Origin of the sequence: Pigmentiphaga litoralis, assembly GCF_013408655.1 — a bacterium.
Lineage (GTDB): Bacteria > Pseudomonadota > Gammaproteobacteria > Burkholderiales > Burkholderiaceae_B > Pigmentiphaga > Pigmentiphaga litoralis_A.
Map to the genome: position 1 here is coordinate 1453803 of NZ_JACCBP010000001.1, position 17024 is coordinate 1470826.

The 17024-nt window shown below is 67.7% G+C and carries 13 protein-coding genes; 9 read left to right on the forward strand and 4 right to left on the reverse strand.

Features of this window, described 5'->3' with window-relative positions:
* The 5 genes from HD883_RS06425 to HD883_RS06445 are packed head-to-tail and all read left to right on the forward strand — an operon-like array spanning window position 1 to window position 8077.
* Window positions 1–4077: a cellulose biosynthesis protein BcsC gene (locus HD883_RS06425; RefSeq protein ID WP_179587194.1), complete on the forward strand. Its 4077-nt coding sequence runs from the start codon at window positions 1–3 to the stop codon at window positions 4075–4077.
* Window positions 4078–4116: 39 nt separating this feature from the next.
* Window positions 4117–4761 (forward strand): SGNH/GDSL hydrolase family protein, encoded by a 645-nt coding sequence (locus HD883_RS06430; RefSeq protein WP_179587192.1) that lies wholly within the window; start codon window positions 4117–4119, stop codon window positions 4759–4761.
* Window positions 4761–5516, forward strand: coding sequence for a cell division protein FtsQ (locus HD883_RS06435; RefSeq protein ID WP_179587190.1), 756 nt, complete (start codon window positions 4761–4763; stop codon window positions 5514–5516). The genes HD883_RS06430 and HD883_RS06435 overlap by 1 nt, the downstream gene beginning before the upstream one ends.
* Before the next feature lie 25 nt (window positions 5517–5541).
* On the forward strand, window positions 5542–6948 hold the full coding sequence (locus HD883_RS06440; protein ID WP_179587188.1) for an MBOAT family O-acyltransferase: 1407 nt from the start codon (window positions 5542–5544) through the stop codon (window positions 6946–6948).
* 13 nt (window positions 6949–6961) lie between these two features.
* A complete protein-coding gene (locus HD883_RS06445) occupies window positions 6962–8077 on the forward strand; it encodes an alginate O-acetyltransferase AlgX-related protein (protein ID WP_179587186.1) in 1116 nt (371 codons plus the stop codon).
* A gap of 36 nt (window positions 8078–8113) precedes the next feature.
* On the opposite strand, the gene HD883_RS06450 is transcribed toward HD883_RS06445, so the two are convergent.
* The gene (locus tag HD883_RS06450) at window positions 8114–8749 is read right to left on the reverse strand and encodes a TetR/AcrR family transcriptional regulator (RefSeq protein WP_179587184.1); all 636 of its coding nucleotides are present in this window, start codon (window positions 8747–8749) and stop codon (window positions 8114–8116) included.
* Between the two features lie 459 nt (window positions 8750–9208).
* On the opposite strand from HD883_RS06450, the gene HD883_RS06455 reads away from it, so the two are divergent.
* The 4 genes from HD883_RS06455 to HD883_RS06470 are packed head-to-tail and all read left to right on the forward strand — an operon-like array spanning window position 9209 to window position 13848.
* Entirely contained in the window at window positions 9209–10282 is a 1074-nt protein-coding gene (locus tag HD883_RS06455; RefSeq protein ID WP_179587183.1) for a BMP family protein, read from the forward strand.
* A 49-nt stretch (window positions 10283–10331) separates the two neighbouring features.
* Window positions 10332–11849 (forward strand): ABC transporter ATP-binding protein, encoded by a 1518-nt coding sequence (locus HD883_RS06460; RefSeq protein ID WP_179587182.1) that lies wholly within the window; start codon window positions 10332–10334, stop codon window positions 11847–11849.
* The gene (locus HD883_RS06465) at window positions 11846–12922 is read left to right on the forward strand and encodes an ABC transporter permease (protein WP_179587181.1); all 1077 of its coding nucleotides are present in this window, start codon (window positions 11846–11848) and stop codon (window positions 12920–12922) included. The genes HD883_RS06460 and HD883_RS06465 overlap by 4 nt, the downstream gene beginning before the upstream one ends.
* Window positions 12922–13848 (forward strand): ABC transporter permease, encoded by a 927-nt coding sequence (locus HD883_RS06470; protein WP_179587180.1) that lies wholly within the window; start codon window positions 12922–12924, stop codon window positions 13846–13848. The genes HD883_RS06465 and HD883_RS06470 overlap by 1 nt, the downstream gene beginning before the upstream one ends.
* Window positions 13849–13916: 68 nt before the next feature.
* Here HD883_RS06470 and HD883_RS06475 read toward each other — a convergent pair whose 3' ends face one another.
* The 3 genes from HD883_RS06475 to HD883_RS06485 are packed head-to-tail and all read right to left on the reverse strand — an operon-like array spanning window position 13917 to window position 16952.
* Window positions 13917–15140: a CaiB/BaiF CoA transferase family protein gene (locus HD883_RS06475; RefSeq protein ID WP_179587178.1), complete on the reverse strand. Its 1224-nt coding sequence runs from the start codon at window positions 15138–15140 to the stop codon at window positions 13917–13919.
* Window positions 15137–16030: a MaoC family dehydratase gene (locus HD883_RS06480; RefSeq protein WP_179587176.1), complete on the reverse strand. Its 894-nt coding sequence runs from the start codon at window positions 16028–16030 to the stop codon at window positions 15137–15139. The genes HD883_RS06475 and HD883_RS06480 overlap by 4 nt, the downstream gene beginning before the upstream one ends.
* Before the next feature lie 7 nt (window positions 16031–16037).
* On the reverse strand, window positions 16038–16952 hold the full coding sequence (locus HD883_RS06485; protein WP_179587174.1) for an SDR family NAD(P)-dependent oxidoreductase: 915 nt from the start codon (window positions 16950–16952) through the stop codon (window positions 16038–16040).
* Window positions 16953–17024 lie beyond the last annotated feature (72 nt).

Genomic DNA, 17024 nt, shown 5'->3' on the forward strand with positions numbered 1-17024 from the left:
ATGCGCGCTCGCCACACCACCGTGGTTGTCGGCCTGCTGGCTGCCCTGGCGCAGCCGCCAGGCACGGCGCGGGCGCAGGCCCAGGCTCAGGCTCAGGCCCAGACCCAGGCCCAAGCCCAGACCCAGATCCAATCCCAGGCGATCCGCCAGTTGATCGAGCAGGGGCAATACTGGGCGTCGCGGGGCGATGATCAGCGCGCGGCCGAGGCGTGGGGACGCGCGCTGCGCAGCGACCCGGATCAGCCCGACGCCCTGTATGGCCTGGCGATGATCGAGCTGGGCAACAAGCGGATGACCGAGGGCCAGGCGCTGTTGGGTCAGCTCAAACGCATGCATCCCGACAGCCCGCTGGCCGCCCGCCTGGAACAGGAAATCACGCTGCGCGGCGGCGATGCGCCCCGGCAGATCGACAAGGCCCGTGAACTGGCGCAGGCCGGCGACGCGGACGGCGCGGTGGCGCAGTACCGGTCCGCCCTGGCGGGCAAGGCGCCGCACGGTCCGATGGCGCTCGAGTACTACCAGACGCTGGGCTACACCGAGCAAGGCTGGGACGACGCGCGCCGCGGCCTGGATCAGCTCGCCAGACAGTCCCCCGACGATTACCCGGTCAAGCTCGCGCTGGCCCAGTTGCTGATCAACCGTGAATCCACTCGCGCGGCAGGCATCCGTCAGTTGCAGCAGTTATCGACGCGGCCCGATGTGGGCGGCGTGGCGACCGAAAGCTTGCGCCAGGCCTTGAGCTGGGCGGGCACGCCGCCCCGGGCCGGTGTCTCGACCCGCACCCGCCCCACTTCGACCGCGCCGCGGGTCGCCACCCACGCGGCACGGGACCGCGTCACCGCCGGCTTGCAGGCGATCGAGAGCAATGACCTGGTGCTGGCCGAAAGCCATCTGCAAGCCGTGCTTGCCACACAACCCAATGACGCCGATGCCCTGGGTGGCATGGGCGTGATCCGACTGCGCCAGGAACATTTCGTGGAAGCACGCGACCTGCTGCAGAAAGCCAAGCGACAGGCGCCTGGCGCGCGGTGGGGGCAGGTACTGGACACGGCCACCTATTGGGCCCTGGTGCAGCAAGGCGCGGCCGCCAATCAAGCCGGCGACACCACGGAAGCGTCCCGCCTGCTGACCCAGGCCATCAAGCTGGATGCAAAAGAGACGACAGCCGACACCCTGCTGGGCAACGTGCAGGCGCAGCAAGGATTGTGGGCGGCGGCCGAAGCGACCTTCCGGTCGGTGCTGGCCCGCCGCGCGAGCGACCCCGACGCCACGCGAGGCCTCATCAACGTCCTGAGCCAGAACGGCAAGACCGACGACGCCTTGCGCCTGGCCGAACGTCTGCCGCCCGAGCAACAGAACCAGCTGGGCAGCCTGGGCAAGCTGCGCGCGCGCAAGGCGCTGGAGGTGGCCAAGGCTGCCGGTGAACGGGGCGACGACGATGCCGCGCGCACGGCGTTGCAGGAAGCGCTGCTGTTCGACCCGAGCGACCCCTGGCTGCGCCTGACCCTGGCGCGCCTGTACCTGAAGCAGGGTGCGACCGACGAAGCGCGCGGGCTGGTCGACGGCCTGCTGGTCTCGCATCCCGACCTGCCCGATGCGCTGTATGCCAGTGCCCTGGTCGATGCCGACACCCGTGAATGGCGGCGCGCATCGGCCACTCTGGAACGGATTCCCCCGGCCAGCCGCAACGCCGCGATGACGGCCCTGCAGCGTCGCGTGAACGTGTATCTGCTGACCGGCGACGCGTCGGCGCTCGGGCAGCAACGCCGCCTGCAGGAGGCGTATGCCCAGCTGGCGCAGGCGGAATCGATGGCAGGCAACGACAACGAATTGATGGGCGCCGTGGCATCGTCCTATGCCGACCTGGGCGACGCCGGGCGCGCCGTGAGCGTCATGCGGCAGTGGATGGCACGCAGCGTGAATCGCGACATCAACCTGCAGTTGAACTACGCCGGTTTGCTGCTGCGGACCCGGCAGGATGTCGAGCTGGCCGGCATTCTGCGGCAGTTGCAGACGCAGAAAATGACCCGCAGCCAGTTGCAGTCCTTTCAGGACATCCGCAACGTCTACACGATCCGGCAGGCCGACCTGTTGCGCGGACGCGGCGATCTGGTCGGCGCCTATGACGTGATCAAGCCGGTGCTGGCCGCGCGGCCCGATGATGCCGCGGCGCTGGCCGCGCTGGCGCGCATGTATGCCGATTCGGGCGATGCGGCCAGGGCGCAAGACCTGTACACCCGCCTGCTGCGCGATACGCCTGACAGCATCGAAGCGTTGCTGGGGTCCGCATCCGCAGCAGCAGTGGCCAAGGACACGGCCCTGGCCGACACGATGCTAGATCGTGCGCTGAAGGTTGCGCCTGCCAGTCAGGACGTCCTGGCCACGGCTGCCCGGATCTACACGTCGCAGGGACGCACGGCCAAGGCCGAACAGATGTTGAAGGCGGCGATCGCCTTGCAGGCGCCGCAGGGGGTGCAAGGGCAAGGGGTGCAAGGGCAGCCTGCCGTTGCCGACCTTGCCGCCCCTGCCGCGTTGATCGACGACAACCCCTTCATCAAGCCGGGCACCCTGCGGCCGCACGCCGGGGCCGCGCCTGCCTACCCGGCTGCGGCCGGCAACGATGGCGGGTCGACACATGCCATGTCCGGTGTTGCCGCCCTGCCCCTGCCTGCCATCCGGCTGTCCACCGATGCTGCCGTTGCGGGTCGCCTGCCATCGCGGGCCGCTGCCGACAGTGTGGGGACAGTCATGTCCCGTCCCTTGTTGGCCGACACGGCCGCGCCACCCGCCGCGCCACCCGCCGGCCCGCTCGTTGGCAGCGTGCCGCAAGACCGCATCGTCGCGCCCATTGCGCCCCTGCCGATTGACGCGCGGGCGGGCAGCCGCAGCCTGCAGGACGAGCTGGCCGAGATCCAGCAAATCCGCAGTCCGGGAGCCAACGTGGGCATCGGTGCGCGCACCCGCAAGGGCGAAGACGGCATGAGCCGGCTGTCGGACGTGAAGGCACCCGTGGAGATCTCCTTTCCGGTCGGTGACGGCAAGGCCTCGATCCGCGTCACGCCGGTCAGCGTATCCGCCGGGTCGCTCGGCACCGACTACGCCTCGGCCAGCCGCTTTGGTGGCGGACCGGTCGCCGCCGCCGCGCAGGTTGCCGGCACCGTGGGCACGGCCGGCTCGCAACGCCAGACCGGCACCGGTCTTGCCGTGGGCTATGCCAAAGGGATGGTTGACGCCGACGTCGGCACGACGCCACTCGGTTTCGAACACAGCCGGCTGGTCGGCGGCGTGTCGCTGCGGGGCGCCGTGTCGGACCGCGTGTCCCAGCAGCTGGACGTGTCGCGCCGCGCCGTCACCGACAGCGTGCTGTCGTTTGCGGGCACACGCGACGACCGTACCGGCCAGAGCTGGGGCGGCGTCACCGCCACGGGCGCGCGCTACCTGATCGGCGCGGACAGCGGCGGCACGGGCGTGTACGGCAACATCGGCTATGCCAGCCTGAACGGCACGAATGTGAAATCCAACTCGCGGCTGGAAGGCGGCGTGGGCGTCTACACCCATGTCATCAACACGCCCGGGCAGCGCCTGACCACCGGCCTGAACCTGACCGCGCTGGCCTTCGACAAGAACCTGCGCCATTTCACCTATGGCCATGGCGGCTACTTCAGCCCGCAGCAATTCGTATCGTTGAGCGTGCCGCTGACCTGGGCGCAGACCCAGGACCGCCTCAGCTACCAGCTGGGCGGATCCCTGGGCATCCAGCACTTTCGCGAAGACGGCGCCGACTACTTCCCCGGCGACGCCGCCGCACAATCGGCGGCCGCTGCCGCTGCCACGACCGCGGGATCCGGCAACGCCACCTACGCAGGCCAGAGCAAGACCGGCCTGGGCTACACGCTGGCCGCCGCCATGGAATACCGCTTGACCCCGCAGCTGGTAGCCGGCGGCAACCTGGGGCTGGACAACGCAGCGGACTACCGGCACTTCGTCGGCAAGGTCTATCTGCGCTATCGCATGCAAGGGTTGGCGCGTCCGCTGCCGCTGCCTGTTGCCCCCTTCCGTTCGCCGTACGGCGATTGATTTTCCTTAGACGTCTTTGTATTTGCACCAGGAGCCATCATGGGTCTACTTCTTGCCGGACTGTCCGTTCTCATCATCGGTGACAGCCACCTTGCGACCCCCAACTATCTGATCAGCACCCTGCACGACGATTTGTCCAGGCGCGGCGCGGTGGTGCACACCCTTGGCATCTGCGGCACGAATGCAGGCGACTGGCTCAAAGTCACGCCCGGCACCTGCGGCGGCGCGGAACGGATCGGCGCGGGCAAGGTGACGCTGCTGGGCAGCAAGGCGGCCACCCGCCCGGTGGCGCAACTGATCGAGCAGGAAAAACCCGGGCTGGTGGTGGTCGTGATGGGCGACACCATGGCCGCCTATGACAAGCCCAATTTTCCGAAGACGTGGGCATGGCAGCAGGTGACGGGCCTGACCGGCGCCATTGCGGCGACCGGCACCCGGTGCGTGTGGGTCGGCCCGGCCTGGGGCAGCGAAGGCGGCAAGTACGGCAAGACCTATGCGCGTGCCGAACTGATGTCGGCCTTCCTGGCGGCCAATGCCGCGCCGTGCAGCTATGTGGATTCGCTCAAGCTGTCCACCAAGGGGCAATGGGCGACGATCGATGGGCAGCACCTGACCACGACCGGCTACCAGCAATGGGGCGCCGCGATCGGCAAGGCCATCTCCACCCTGCCGGCGGCGAAATGATGCACGGCCGCTGCTTGCCGGTCGTGACGGCCCTGCTGATCGGCGCCATGGCTTCCGCCCACGCGGCAGAGATTGCGCTGTATGACACCGGCCCGGCAGAAGACGCGGCCTTTGTGCGCTTCGTGAATGCGGGTTCCATGCCGGTAGAGGTGGCCGCATCCGGCAGCAAGGCCAGGCTGGCACTGACCGATACCAGGCCCGCGTCGGACTATCTGCCGGTGCGCGGCGGGAGCGCGATCAAGGGGGCGATGACGACTGGCGCGACATCCGCAGCCATCGACCTGAAGGTTGCGCCGGGGGAGTTCGTGACCGTGATCGGCGTGCCGGCAAGCACCGCGTCGGCGTTGCTGGCGGCGTCGGGCAGGACGTCGACTTCGGCCGCAAGCAAAGGCCCGGGCCCCGTCTCCGCACCCCTCACCCTCCAGATCCTGCGCGACTCCCCCGACGACTTCAATGCCCTGAAGTCCGCCCTGGCTTTCTACAGCGCCGCGCCCGCATGCGCCAAGGCCGGCCTGCAGGTCGCCGGCAAAGGCGTCGACCTGTTCCGCGACGTTGCGCCAGCCTCGATCGCACGCCGTCTGATCAACCCGGTCGCGTTGTCGGTGCAGCTGGTCTGCCACGGCAAGCCGACCGGCGCGGTGTTGTCCCTGGGCACCCTCGCCGCCGGCCAGCGGTACAGCGTGTTCGCGGTGCCGGCCGCGCCCGCCGACGGCGGCGCGCGGCTGATTGCGGCCACCGACGTCGTCGCGCGCTAGCCCTCAGTCCCTACCGGTCACCCGCATGGTCTTTGCCTCGCTTGAATTCCTGACGCTGTTCCTGCCGGCGTTTCTGATCGTCCATACGCTATCGCCGGCGCGGTGGCGCAACGCCGTGCTGCTGGTGGCCAGCTGGATTTTCTATGGCTGGTGGAGCCCCATCCTGCTGGTGCTGTTCATCTGCCTGACCCTGGTGGGATGGGTCGGTGGCCTCGCCATTGACCGCAGCGGCACGGACCGGCAGCGCATGCGTACGCTTATCGTATTTATCGGGGTCAACCTGGGCATCCTGTGCTGGTACAAGTACGCCAACATCGTGGTCGAGACGATCGACTCGGTCCGCGGCTGGACCGGCGCCCTGCCCCTCGAATGGGAACGTGTCGTGCTGCCCATCGGGCTGTCCTTCATCGTGCTGCAGTCCATCTCGTACCTGATCGATGTGCAGCGACGCGATGTGGACGCCGATCGCAGCCTCATCCAGTTCGGCGCCTACCAGGCCATGTTCGTGCACCTGATCGCCGGGCCCATCATCCGCTACGAATGGGTGCGCCACGAACTGCGTGCACGCAAGGTGGACTGGGCGCAATTTGCGTCGGGCGCGCGCCGCTTCATGATCGGCATGAGCATGAAGGTGCTGGTCGCCGACACCCTGGCGCCGCTGGTGGACCTGGCCTTTGCGTTGCCCGCACCGTCGCTGGCCGACGCGTGGCTGGGATGCCTGGCATACAGCCTGCAATTGTTTTTCGACTTTGCCGGCTACAGCGCGATGGCCATCGGCCTGGGGCAAATGCTGGGCTTTCACTTTCCCGAAAACTTCAACCATCCCTACCTGGCGCGCAGCATCCAGGACTTCTGGCGGCGGTGGCATCTGTCGTTGTCGACCTGGCTGCGCGACTATCTGTACATCCCGCTGGGCGGCAATCGGCTCGGCGCCTTGCGCACCTACGTCAACCTGCTGCTGACCATGTCGATCGCGGGCCTCTGGCACGGCGGCGACAACTGGAATTTCCTGCTGTGGGGCATGGCGCACGGCCTGGCGCTGACGGGTGCGCGGCTCTGGGCCGACGCGCACCTGCCCGCCGTGCCGGCCTTGCTGTCGAGGGTGTTGACCCTGGCTTTCGTGATGCTGGCCTGGACCCTTTTCCGCGCGCACGACTTTGCTGCGGCACTGGCCATGTATCGCGGACAGTTCGGCATGAATGGCCTTGCGCTGACCAGCGCGCTGGCGTTCGCAATGCGGCCCGCGCATGGGCTGGCGATCCTGCTTGGCATCGCAGGGGTGATGGCGCCCGCCCTGGCGCAGGCCCGGGTCCGCGTGCCGCCGCGTGTCCTTGCCAGGGTTGACGCCGCCTGGCCTGTTGCAGGCTTCGTGCTGTCTTTTGGCCTGATCACCAGCCGCGGCGCGGTTCCCTTCCTCTACTTTCAATTCTGATGTCGTTCCGTTGATGCGCGCTTCTTCTTCCCGCCGTGGTGGGTCCGCATGGGCCGGCGTCGGCTTCGTCGTGTTCCTGGCAGGCGCCGCCTTGTCGAACGCGATCGGTGTCATCGTCAACGATGTGCCGGTCACGCGGCAGCCGATCACCCTGCCCGCGTTGCTGGACGGCCGCGTCAGCCAGGACATGGCCCGGCAGATGGCCGAGACGCCCTTGCCGTCGATGGCAGCCCGGATCGAGCGCGCGGCCAGCTGGGTGGCGATCGGAGACCTGGGCCCCCGCGTGCGCCAGGGCTGCCCGGGCTGGCTGTTCCTGTCGGATGAAATGGCCGTGCATGCGGATGGCGGGGCCCATGCCGCGGCGCGCTTGCAGACGGTCGCCCGGGTCGCGCAGCGGTTGCGGGCGCAGGGCATCGACCTGATGGTCGTGGTGGTGCCGGACAAGAGCCGGATCGCCGAACGCCATCTGTGCGGGCAGGCGCGCGCGCCCGAGTTCGAAGGGCGCGCCCGCCAGTGGGTCGACCGGCTCAACGCGGCCGGGGTGCCCGCCATGGATCTGACCGACGCGATGGACCTGCCGCATACCGACACTTTTCTGCGCACCGACACGCATTGGAACGAAACCGGCGCCCATGCCGCAGCCGCCGCACTGACGGCGCGCCTGCTGGCCTGGCACGACGCGCCGGCCCGGCTGGGACCGCGTGTGCAGGTCACGCGCACCGTGTCCAGCCCCGAGCCGCGCCCGGGCGACCTGGTGCGCCTGGCCGGCATCGACGGCCTGCCGTTGGCCTGGCAGCCCCCGCAGGACACCGTGGCGCAATCCACGTTTGTGGTGGCAGCCGATACGGCCACGACCGACGAAGCCGCCCTGTTCGGCGATGACGCGCTGCCATCCGTGGCGCTGATCGGCACGTCGTTCTCGCGCACGTCGAATTTCGTGGGCTTCCTGCAGATGGGGCTGCAGGCCCGGGTGGCCAACGCCGCGCGGGATGGCGGCGAGTTCGCCGGTGCGGCGGCGGCCTACTTCACCAGTCCGGCCTTCAGGCAGACGCCACCGAAACTGGTGGTGTGGGAAATTCCGGAGCGGTCCTTGCAGCGGCCGCTGGCGGACGATCCGGTATTGGACTAGCGGCGATCGGCACACCGCCCGCCCCCCGTCCCCTCCCTACCCGAACTGCGCACCCAACCCGGCCGTCACGAACGCCGTCAGGTGCTTGACCATGTACCGGTACTGCACCGCGTTGGTGTCGGTGACGGCGCCGTGCTGATGCACCCACCGCGCCACCACGTGCAGGATCTGGTCCTGCAACATGCGCATCCGCAGCAGGTAGCAACTGTCAGGCATGTTGGGCGCAAGCGATCGCGCCATCTGCTCCAGGCGGATCATGGCCGAAAAGCAGGCCGGGTCCACCACCGCCTCATATGTCCATTTGGGATTGAGCATCGCCTGGCTGGCCACCAGCACATGCTGCGCGCCCCACGGGGCATCGGCCACCGTGTCGCATAACTCGGCGATGCAGGCGTGCGTCAATTCGTGCAGGTCATGCGCCAGCCCCGACGCTTCCAGTCGGTCCAGCCGGGCATGCCGGCCGCGGTCGATGTCACGCAGACGCCGTTCCAGCACCGCCACCACCAGGCTTTCCCGCGACCCGAAGTGGTAATGCGCCGCCGACAGGTTCTTCTGGCCGCTGGCCCGCACGATCTCCCGCATCGACACATGATCGATACCGCGCTCGGCGAACAGGGCTTCGGCCGCGTCCATCAGCAAGGTGGGGGTATCCGGAGCGGAATCAGGGATCAAGGAGCAAAGGGTTCCAGAACGGAGGGAATCAAAGACGCGCATCAAGGACCCGTGCAGCACGACACTGCGCCGCCAGCCGGACGGCATGCAGGCCACGCACGCGGCCTTCCTAATTCACGCGTCTTAACGTGACGGCATCGCGGGCACACGATCCGCGACACGTTCGTGGAGCAAAAACAGGGCCAGCAGCCACCCGCCTTGCAGCGCTCACATCGGCCCGCCAACCCAGGAAAACCGGGCGTTCGTGGTGCATGAGCCCGTCCGGCTGCGCCATGGCGGTGCGCCACGAGCGCCCGTTTTCAGGCACGCCGCCAAAGCGCGTACTGGCGGCGCGAGTGGCATGGAATCTGCTTTGGCTAATTCACGCGAATTAGGTCGCCGATCGTTGACAACGTCAACCACCAGCGACACTGACCGCATCGACTCCAGGCACTCCCTCTGTCCCTTCAAGGAACCACCATGTCCCGTTCGCCTGCTTCCCGTCCCGTGGCCCGCCCTGTTGCCCAGACCCTTCCTTCCGTCTTCACCGCGCAGCGCCTGTTCGCCGCCGTGATCGTTGCAGCCGCCGCGGCCACCGCCTTCGCGCCGCAAGCGCGCGCCGCCGACAAGGTCGCCATGCTGTTGCCCGGATCGATCAATGATCAGAGCTGGAACGCCGCCGGATTCGGTGCGGTGGGCAAGCTCAAGGCGGCGGGCGACGATGTGGCGTTTTCGGAAAACGTGGCGCCCGCCGACCGTATCGAAGCCATGAAGGACTACGCGCGCCGGGGGTACACGTCCATCATCGGACACTCGGGCAGCTTCCTGTCGGCCGCGCAACGCGTCGGTCCGGAATTTGAAAAGGTCACGTTCATCATCGGGTCGGGCGGTGCGGGCGCGGGCAAGAACGTGGTCTCGGTCGACTACGACAACGCGCAGATGGGCTACATGATGGGCGTGCTGGCGGCGCGTCTGTCCAAGAGCAACAAGGTGGGCTCGGTCAACGGGCTGGAAGGTCTGCCCAACGTGGTCCAGCAGGTGGGCGGCTTCCGCCAGGGCGTCAAAAGCGTCAAGCCCACGGCCGAAGTCAAGGTCATCTACATCAAGGACATGGAAGACGCCGCGATGGCGAAAGAAGCCGCGCTGGCCCTGATTTCGGGCGGCGCCGACTTCGTGTTTGGCAAATTGAATGCGGGCCAGAACGGCATCGTGCAGGCCGCCAAGGAAAAGAAGGTCTACACCAGCGGCCGCTCGTTCGCGCATGCGGAAATGGCGCCCGACCAGGTCGTCACCACCATCGTCGAAAAGTGGCCCGACATGTACCTGGCCGCCACGCGCGACGCATCCGCTGGCAAGCTCAAGCCCGGCCTGACCATGTACGGCTATGAAGCCGCGGGCGGCCCGGGCGCCGAGCTGATGTTTGCCAAGGACACCCCATACGGCAAGGGCGTGCCCAAGGACGTCGTGGCCGAACTGGAAGCCATCAAGAAGAAGTTCGCATCGGGCGCGCTCAAGCTCGACGTGAAGAAGGAAGACGCGCGCGGCGGCGTCTGATCCGCCGGCCCGGTCCTCTCATTTTTTTCATTTCGCGAGCACGCAAACCATGTCGACCATGCTGGAGATGCGCGGCATCTCCAAGACCTACGGCGCGGTGCGCGCCAATCGCGACATCGACCTGACCGTCCAGCGGGGCGAGATCGTCGGGCTGCTGGGCGAGAACGGATCGGGCAAAAGCACGCTGATGAAGATCCTGTTCGGCATGGTGCGGCCCGATGCGGGCGGCATCGTGTACCAGGGTCGCGAACTGGCCGTGGGCTCGCCCAAGGGCGCGCTCGAAGCGGGCATCGCCATGATCCACCAGCATTTCACACTGGTGGAAGCCATGACGGTGACCGACAACCTGATGCTCGGCATGCAAGGCGGGGGTGCGTGGCTGGCCCCGGCCGCCATGGCGCAACGCATCCGTGAAGCCGGCCAGCGCTACGGCCTGGCCATCGATCCCGACGCACGGGTCGAATCACTGGCCCTGGGCGAAAAGCAGCGCGTCGAGATCCTGAAGGCGATCTTGCGCGGCGCGGATCTGCTCATTCTGGACGAGCCGACGTCCATCCTGTCGCCGCCCGAAATCGCGCAACTGCTGGACTTTCTCAAGCGGTTTCGCGCCGAAGGGCGAGCCGTCATTTTCATTACCCACAAGCTGGGCGAGGTGCTGGAAGTGGCCGATCAGGTGGTGGTGCTGCGGGACGGCCAGGTGGTCGGCGCGCAGTCCACACAAGGCGCGACACGGCAATCCCTGGCGCGCCTGATGGTGGGCCGCGACCCTGCGCCGGCTGCGGCGCGGGTCGATACGCCACCGGGGCGCGAACGCCTGCGGGTGGAAGGCTTGGGCGCGCGCGACGCCAGTGGCGTGCAACGGCTCAAGGACGTGAGCTTCACGCTGCGGGCGGGCGAAGTGCTGGCCATTGCAGGCATCGACGGCAACGGCCAGGGCGAACTGGCCGACACGCTGGCCGGCATCACCCGCGCCAGCGGCGGCGCCGTGTTCCTGGACGGCGTGGACATTACGCGTGGAAACGCGCGTTCGCGGCTGGCCGCCGGCATTGCCTATCTGCCGGCCGACCGGTCGGGCACCAGCCTGGTCCAGGCCATGAGCCTGGAAGACAACCTGATGCTGCGTGATGCCGACCAGGCGCCCTACTCGCGCGCCGGCGTGATCGATCGACGCACGGCGCGGCGCATCGCCAAGGAACGGCTTGCGCAATTCAATGTGCGCGCGGCGTCGTCGATCGTGGCGGCCCGCACGTTGTCGGGCGGCAATCAGCAGAAGGTCGCACTGGCCCGCGAAATCGGCCGCGCCCCGGACATCCTGATCGCGTTCCAGCCCACCTGGGGACTGGACCCGGATTCGACGCGCTTCGTGATCCAGCGCGTGCTGGCGCTGCGCGATGCCGGCGGGGCCGTCATCTACATTTCGTCCGAGCTTGAAGAAGTGCTGGCCGTGGGCGACCGCATTGCGGTGCTGTCCGAAGGCAGCCTGGTGGACATGCTGGACCGCAAGGACGCGGATATCGAACGACTTGGCCTGGCGCTTGCCGGCAGCGCCAGCAAGAAGGTGGCATGAGCACACTCGTTTCTCCCTCGCCCCGCCCATTGGGCGCGGCCCGTTTCCTGGGCGCCGCGCGCCGCGCCCAGCCCCTGCTGCGCGCGGTAGCGTCCATCGTGCTGGCGCTCGTCATCACGTCCATGCTGATCCTGATGGCCGGCAAGAATCCGATCGAAGCCTATGGCCATATGGTCATGGGCGCCTTCGGATCGTGGGACCGGATCATTGTCGGTCTCAACAAGACCACGCCCTATCTGTTGTGCGCCGTGGGCATCGCCCTGTGCTTTCGCGGACAGGTCATCAACATTGGCGCCGAAGGGCAACTGGCGATCGGCGGCATTGGCGCCGCCGTAGTGGCGCTGACCTGGGGCACGCTCCCGGCCTGGGCCTTGATTCCCCTGTGCCTGGCGGCGGGCGCGCTGGGCGGCGCGGGCTGGGCAGGCATCGCGGCCACCATCCGCATTTCACGTGGTGTGCATGAAGTGCTGGTCACGCTGCTGATGAATTTTGTTGCCTTGCTGATCGTGGCCGAAGTGCTGCATGGCGAAATGGGCGAAGTCGGCGCGGGCTTTCCCCAGACGCCGCTGTTCGAAAGCGCGGCATGGCTGCCCAAGCTGATATCCGGCACCGACCTGCACATCGGCATTTTGCTGGCGGTGCTGGCGGCACTGGCGGCCAGCTTCCTGCTTTGGCGAACCACGCTCGGTTTTCGCTGGCGGCTGGTGGGCGCCAGTCCGTCGGCGGCGCGGTACGCCGGCGTGTCGGCCGGCCGCGCGGTGTTCGGACTCATGGCCTCGGCTGGTGCCCTCGCCGGACTTGCAGGCGCGATCGAATGCCTGGGGGTGCACTACCGCCTGATCGAAGGGTTTTCGGCGGGCTTCGGGTTCAACGCCGTGGCCATCGCCTTGATGGGGGCGCTCAATCCCTTGTACGTGCTGCCGGCCGCGCTGTTCTTCGGCTTTCTTGAAACGGGGGCCTTGGCCATGCAACGCCAGATCGGCGTGCCATCGTCCCTGGTGCTGGTGATCCAGGGCCTGACCATGGTGTTCGTGCTGTGCGCCATTGGCCGGTCCGACGCGGAGAAGATCTGATGGACGCGCTGTTCATGACCGACTTTCTGGCGGCCAGCATCCGCATCGCCACGCCGCTTGCGTTGGCTGCCCTGGGCGGCATCCTGTCGGAACGCAGCGGCACGTTTGCCGTGGGGCTGGAAGGCCAGATGCTGACCGGCGCCTTTTTTGGTGTGATCGGCACCTTCCTGCTCGGGCATATTGGCTGGGGCCTGGTGGCCGCGGCGCTGGGCGGCATGGGCCTGGCCCTGCTGGTGGCCACCGCGACCGTGCGCTTTCATACCGAACACATGGTGACCGGCATTGCGTCGAACATCCTGGCGCTGGGGCTGACCAGCTTCATGCTGCGCGCCCTGGTCGGCCAGGGACAGGCGCCGGTGATCCGCATCCCGACGCTGGAAGCGTGGTCCGTGCCCTATCTGTCGGACCTGCCGGTGGTTGGCCCCTTGCTGTTCACGCAGCCGCCGCTGACCTACTTCACGGTGCTGGCCATCGTGCCGGTGTCGCTGTTCCTGTTCCGCACGCGTGCCGGTCTGACCCTGCGCGCGGTGGGCGAAAACCCGCAAGCCGCGTTTGCAGCGGGCGCGCGGCCCGACCGGGTGAGGATGGCGGCCATTGTGGCGGGCGGCGCCTTTGCCGGACTGGCGGGCGCCGTCCTGTCCTTGCAGCAGGTGGGCACCTTTACCGACGGCATGACCAGTGGCCGCGGGTACCTGGTGCTGGCCGCGATCATCGTCGGCCGGTGGATGCCGCTGGGCACCCTGGCCGCCTGCCTGGTGTTCGGCGCGGCCGAGGCGCTGTCGCTGCGTGTGCAGGCGTTCAGTCTGCCGGTGTCGTCGTATGTGATCCAGATGCTGCCTTACCTGGCGGCCCTGGCCGTGCTGGCCGGCCTGGGGCGGTCGGCCCGGCTGCCCGCGGCGATCGGCAAGCCGTTCCGGCAGGGGTGATGGCGGCCGCGCAGAGGGTGCGCCCTCGACACCGGGCCGGCCGCCGGATGGGCCTGCTGCCGACGAGATCAGCTGCCTAACCTTCGGCGCCGCTCCGCATCATCCATGCCCAGCACTTCTGCCAGCACCTGCGCCGTGTGCTCGCCCAGCCGGGGCGGTGCATGGCGGTATTCCACTGGCGTCTCTGAAAAGCGCAACGGGCTCGCTGTGACCGGTGCGGTGGTGCCCGCCGGGTGCGGCATGTCCACACGCAGCCCCCGCGCCTTGACCTGCGGATCGTCGAACACCTGGCTGATGTCGTTGATCGGTCCGCATGGCACGCCCACCGCTTCGAGCCGGGCCAGCCAATCGTCCCGCCTGCCCTGCTTCATGATGTCGGTCAGCAGCCCGACCAGCACATCGCGATTGATCACGCGCCGCCGGTTGTCGATGAAACGTTCGTCTTCCGCCAGCTCCGGCGCACCGATCGCGCGGCAATAGGCGCGGTACTGACTATCGTTGCCAGTCGCAACGATCAGGTGCCCGTCGGACGCGGCAAAGACCTGGTACGGCACCACGTTCTGGTGCGCATTGCCTGCCCGCTGCGGCGCCACGCCGCTGGTAAAGAAGTTCGAGTTCTGATTGGCCAGCAAAGCCACATGGCAATCGAGCAGCGAGATGTCCAGGTGCTGGCCCAAGCCGCTGCGGCCGCGTTCGGTCAGGGCCGCCAGGATCGCCACGCTGGCATACATGCCGGTGACGATGTCGGTTACGGCCACGCCGGCCTTTTGCGGGCCGGCGCCCGGCAGGCCATCGCGCTCGCCAGTGATGCTCATGAGGCCGCCCATGCCCTGGATCATGAAGTCGTATCCGGGGCGCGTGGCGTAGGGGCCGTCCTGCCCGAAGCCGGTGATGGAGCAATACACCAGTGCAGGATTGAGCGCGTTCAAACTTGCATAGTCGAGGCCATAGCGGGCCAGTCCGCCCACCTTGAAGTTTTCGACCACCACATCGCAATGGCAGGCCAGTTCGCGCAGCACCTGCGCGCCTTCTGGCGTGGCCATGTCGATCTCGATCGACCGTTTGTTGCGGTTGGTGCTCAGGTAGTAGGCGGCCTCGGTGGTGTCTTCCCCGTCGGCATCCTTCATGTACGGCGGGCCCCAGCCGCGGGTGTCGTCCCCCGCGCCAGGCCGTTCCACCTTGATCACGTCGGCGCCCAGGTCAGCCAGGTTCTGCGTGCACCAGGGGCCGGCCAGGATGCGGCTCAGGTCCAGGACACGAATGCCATCGAGCGGCGCGCGGCGGGCGGTCATGCGGCCTCCTGCGCGGCGGATCCGGTGGCGGTCAGGTCGAACGCCGCCGTCCCATGACTGAGCGCGACCACGTCGCGTTCGGCCACGCGCGCCCGGAAGCGCACCACGCCCGGCCCGTCGTCCCACAGGTCGAACACCAGCGTTTCGCCGGGATAGACCGGCGACGAAAAGCGGGCGTCCAGCTGGCGCAGCCGGCTGGCGTCGTAATCGCAGCGTTCCCGCACAACGGCGTGCGCGGCCATGCCGAACGACGCCAGGCCATGCAGGATGGGACGCGGATAGCCCGCGGCCTGCGCAACCGCCGGGTCCACGTGCAAGGGATTGGGGTCGGCGCTCAGGCGGTAGATCAGCGCGGCGCGCGGCGATACCGGCAGGCTGGCCGATGCATCGGCCGGGCGGTCCGGCGTGGCGGCAAGCGGCGGCGGCGGGGCATCGCCCTCGCCAAAGCCGCCGTCCCCGCGGCAGAAGGTGGATTGCGTCAGCGTCGCCAGGCAGACGCCGTCGGTGTTCAACACGTTGCGTTCGACAACCACAATGGCTCCCTTGTCGGCACCCTTGTCGATGACATGGGTGATGCGGCTTCGGCCCACCACCTCGCCTTCGGGTGGAAGGGGCGCATGGATGCGCAGGCGCTGTTCGCCATGTACCAGCCGCACCCAGTCGATACCGGCACGCGGATCACGCATCCAGAAGCCAGGATAGCCCAGCACCACGCTCATGGTCGGGAATGCGGCCAGGCCGTCTTCGTACACATAGTGCAGTTGGCGGGTGTCGGACGGATCTTCGCCCAGGCCGATGCCCAGGGCATACAACATCGTGTCTTTTGCCGCATACCGCTGCGGCACGTCGGGAAATTCCCAGTGTTTCAGGGTCGCGTAATCCAGGGGCATGATGGGCTCAGATGGGGTCCCAGTCGATGACGTCGGGCGATCGTTCAAGGGCATAAAACTGTTTGCGCATGGACGGGATCGCGACATCGGCGATCGATTCGGGCGTCCAGCCTTCGCTCAGGTGCACCGACCGGATCGGGCGCGGCTGGCTGAACAGCATGATCTCGTTGGCGCGCACCGCGAACAGCTGCGCGGTCACGTCTTTCGCGGCATCACTGGCCAGGTACACGGCCAGCGGTGCGACCTTGCCCGGCTCCATCTTCTTGAGCTTTTCCACCCGCGCCTGGGCTTCGGGCGTATCCGACGGGATCGAGCTGGTCATGCGGCTCCACGCAAACGGCGCAATGCAGTTGGACCGCACGTTGTAGCGGGACATGTCCAGCGCGATCGATTTGGACAGCGCGACCACGCCCAGCTTGGCGGCCGCGTAATTGGCCTGGCCAAGGTTGCCGATCAGCCCCGACGTGGACGTCATGTGCACGAAGGCGCCCGACTCCTGCTCGCGAAAGAACGGTGCGGCGGCCCGGCTGACAAAGAAGGCGCCATGCAGGTGCACGTCGATCACCTGACGCCATTCTTCTTCATTCATCTTGTGGAAGACGCGGTCCCGCAGGTTGCCCGCATTGTTGACGATCGCATCGATCCGCCCGAAGTGGTCGATGGCGGTCTGCACGATCTGGTTGGCGCCTTGCGACGAGGCCACGCTGTCGGTGTTGGCGACCGCCTCGCCGCCGGACGCGCGGATCTCGGCCACCACCTGTTGCGCGGGGCCGTCACCGCCGCCTTCTCCTGCCAGCGATACGCCGATGTCGTTGACGATGACCCGCGCACCCGATGCCGCCATCGCCAGCGCCACACTGCGGCCGATGCCACCGCCCGCCCCCGTCACCACCACCACTTTTCCTGCAACGATATCGCTCATGGACTGCGTCTCCTGTCTGACCACGTTTTGACGCATGGTAGATTCAACGGCAGACATTCAAGCATTCAAGAA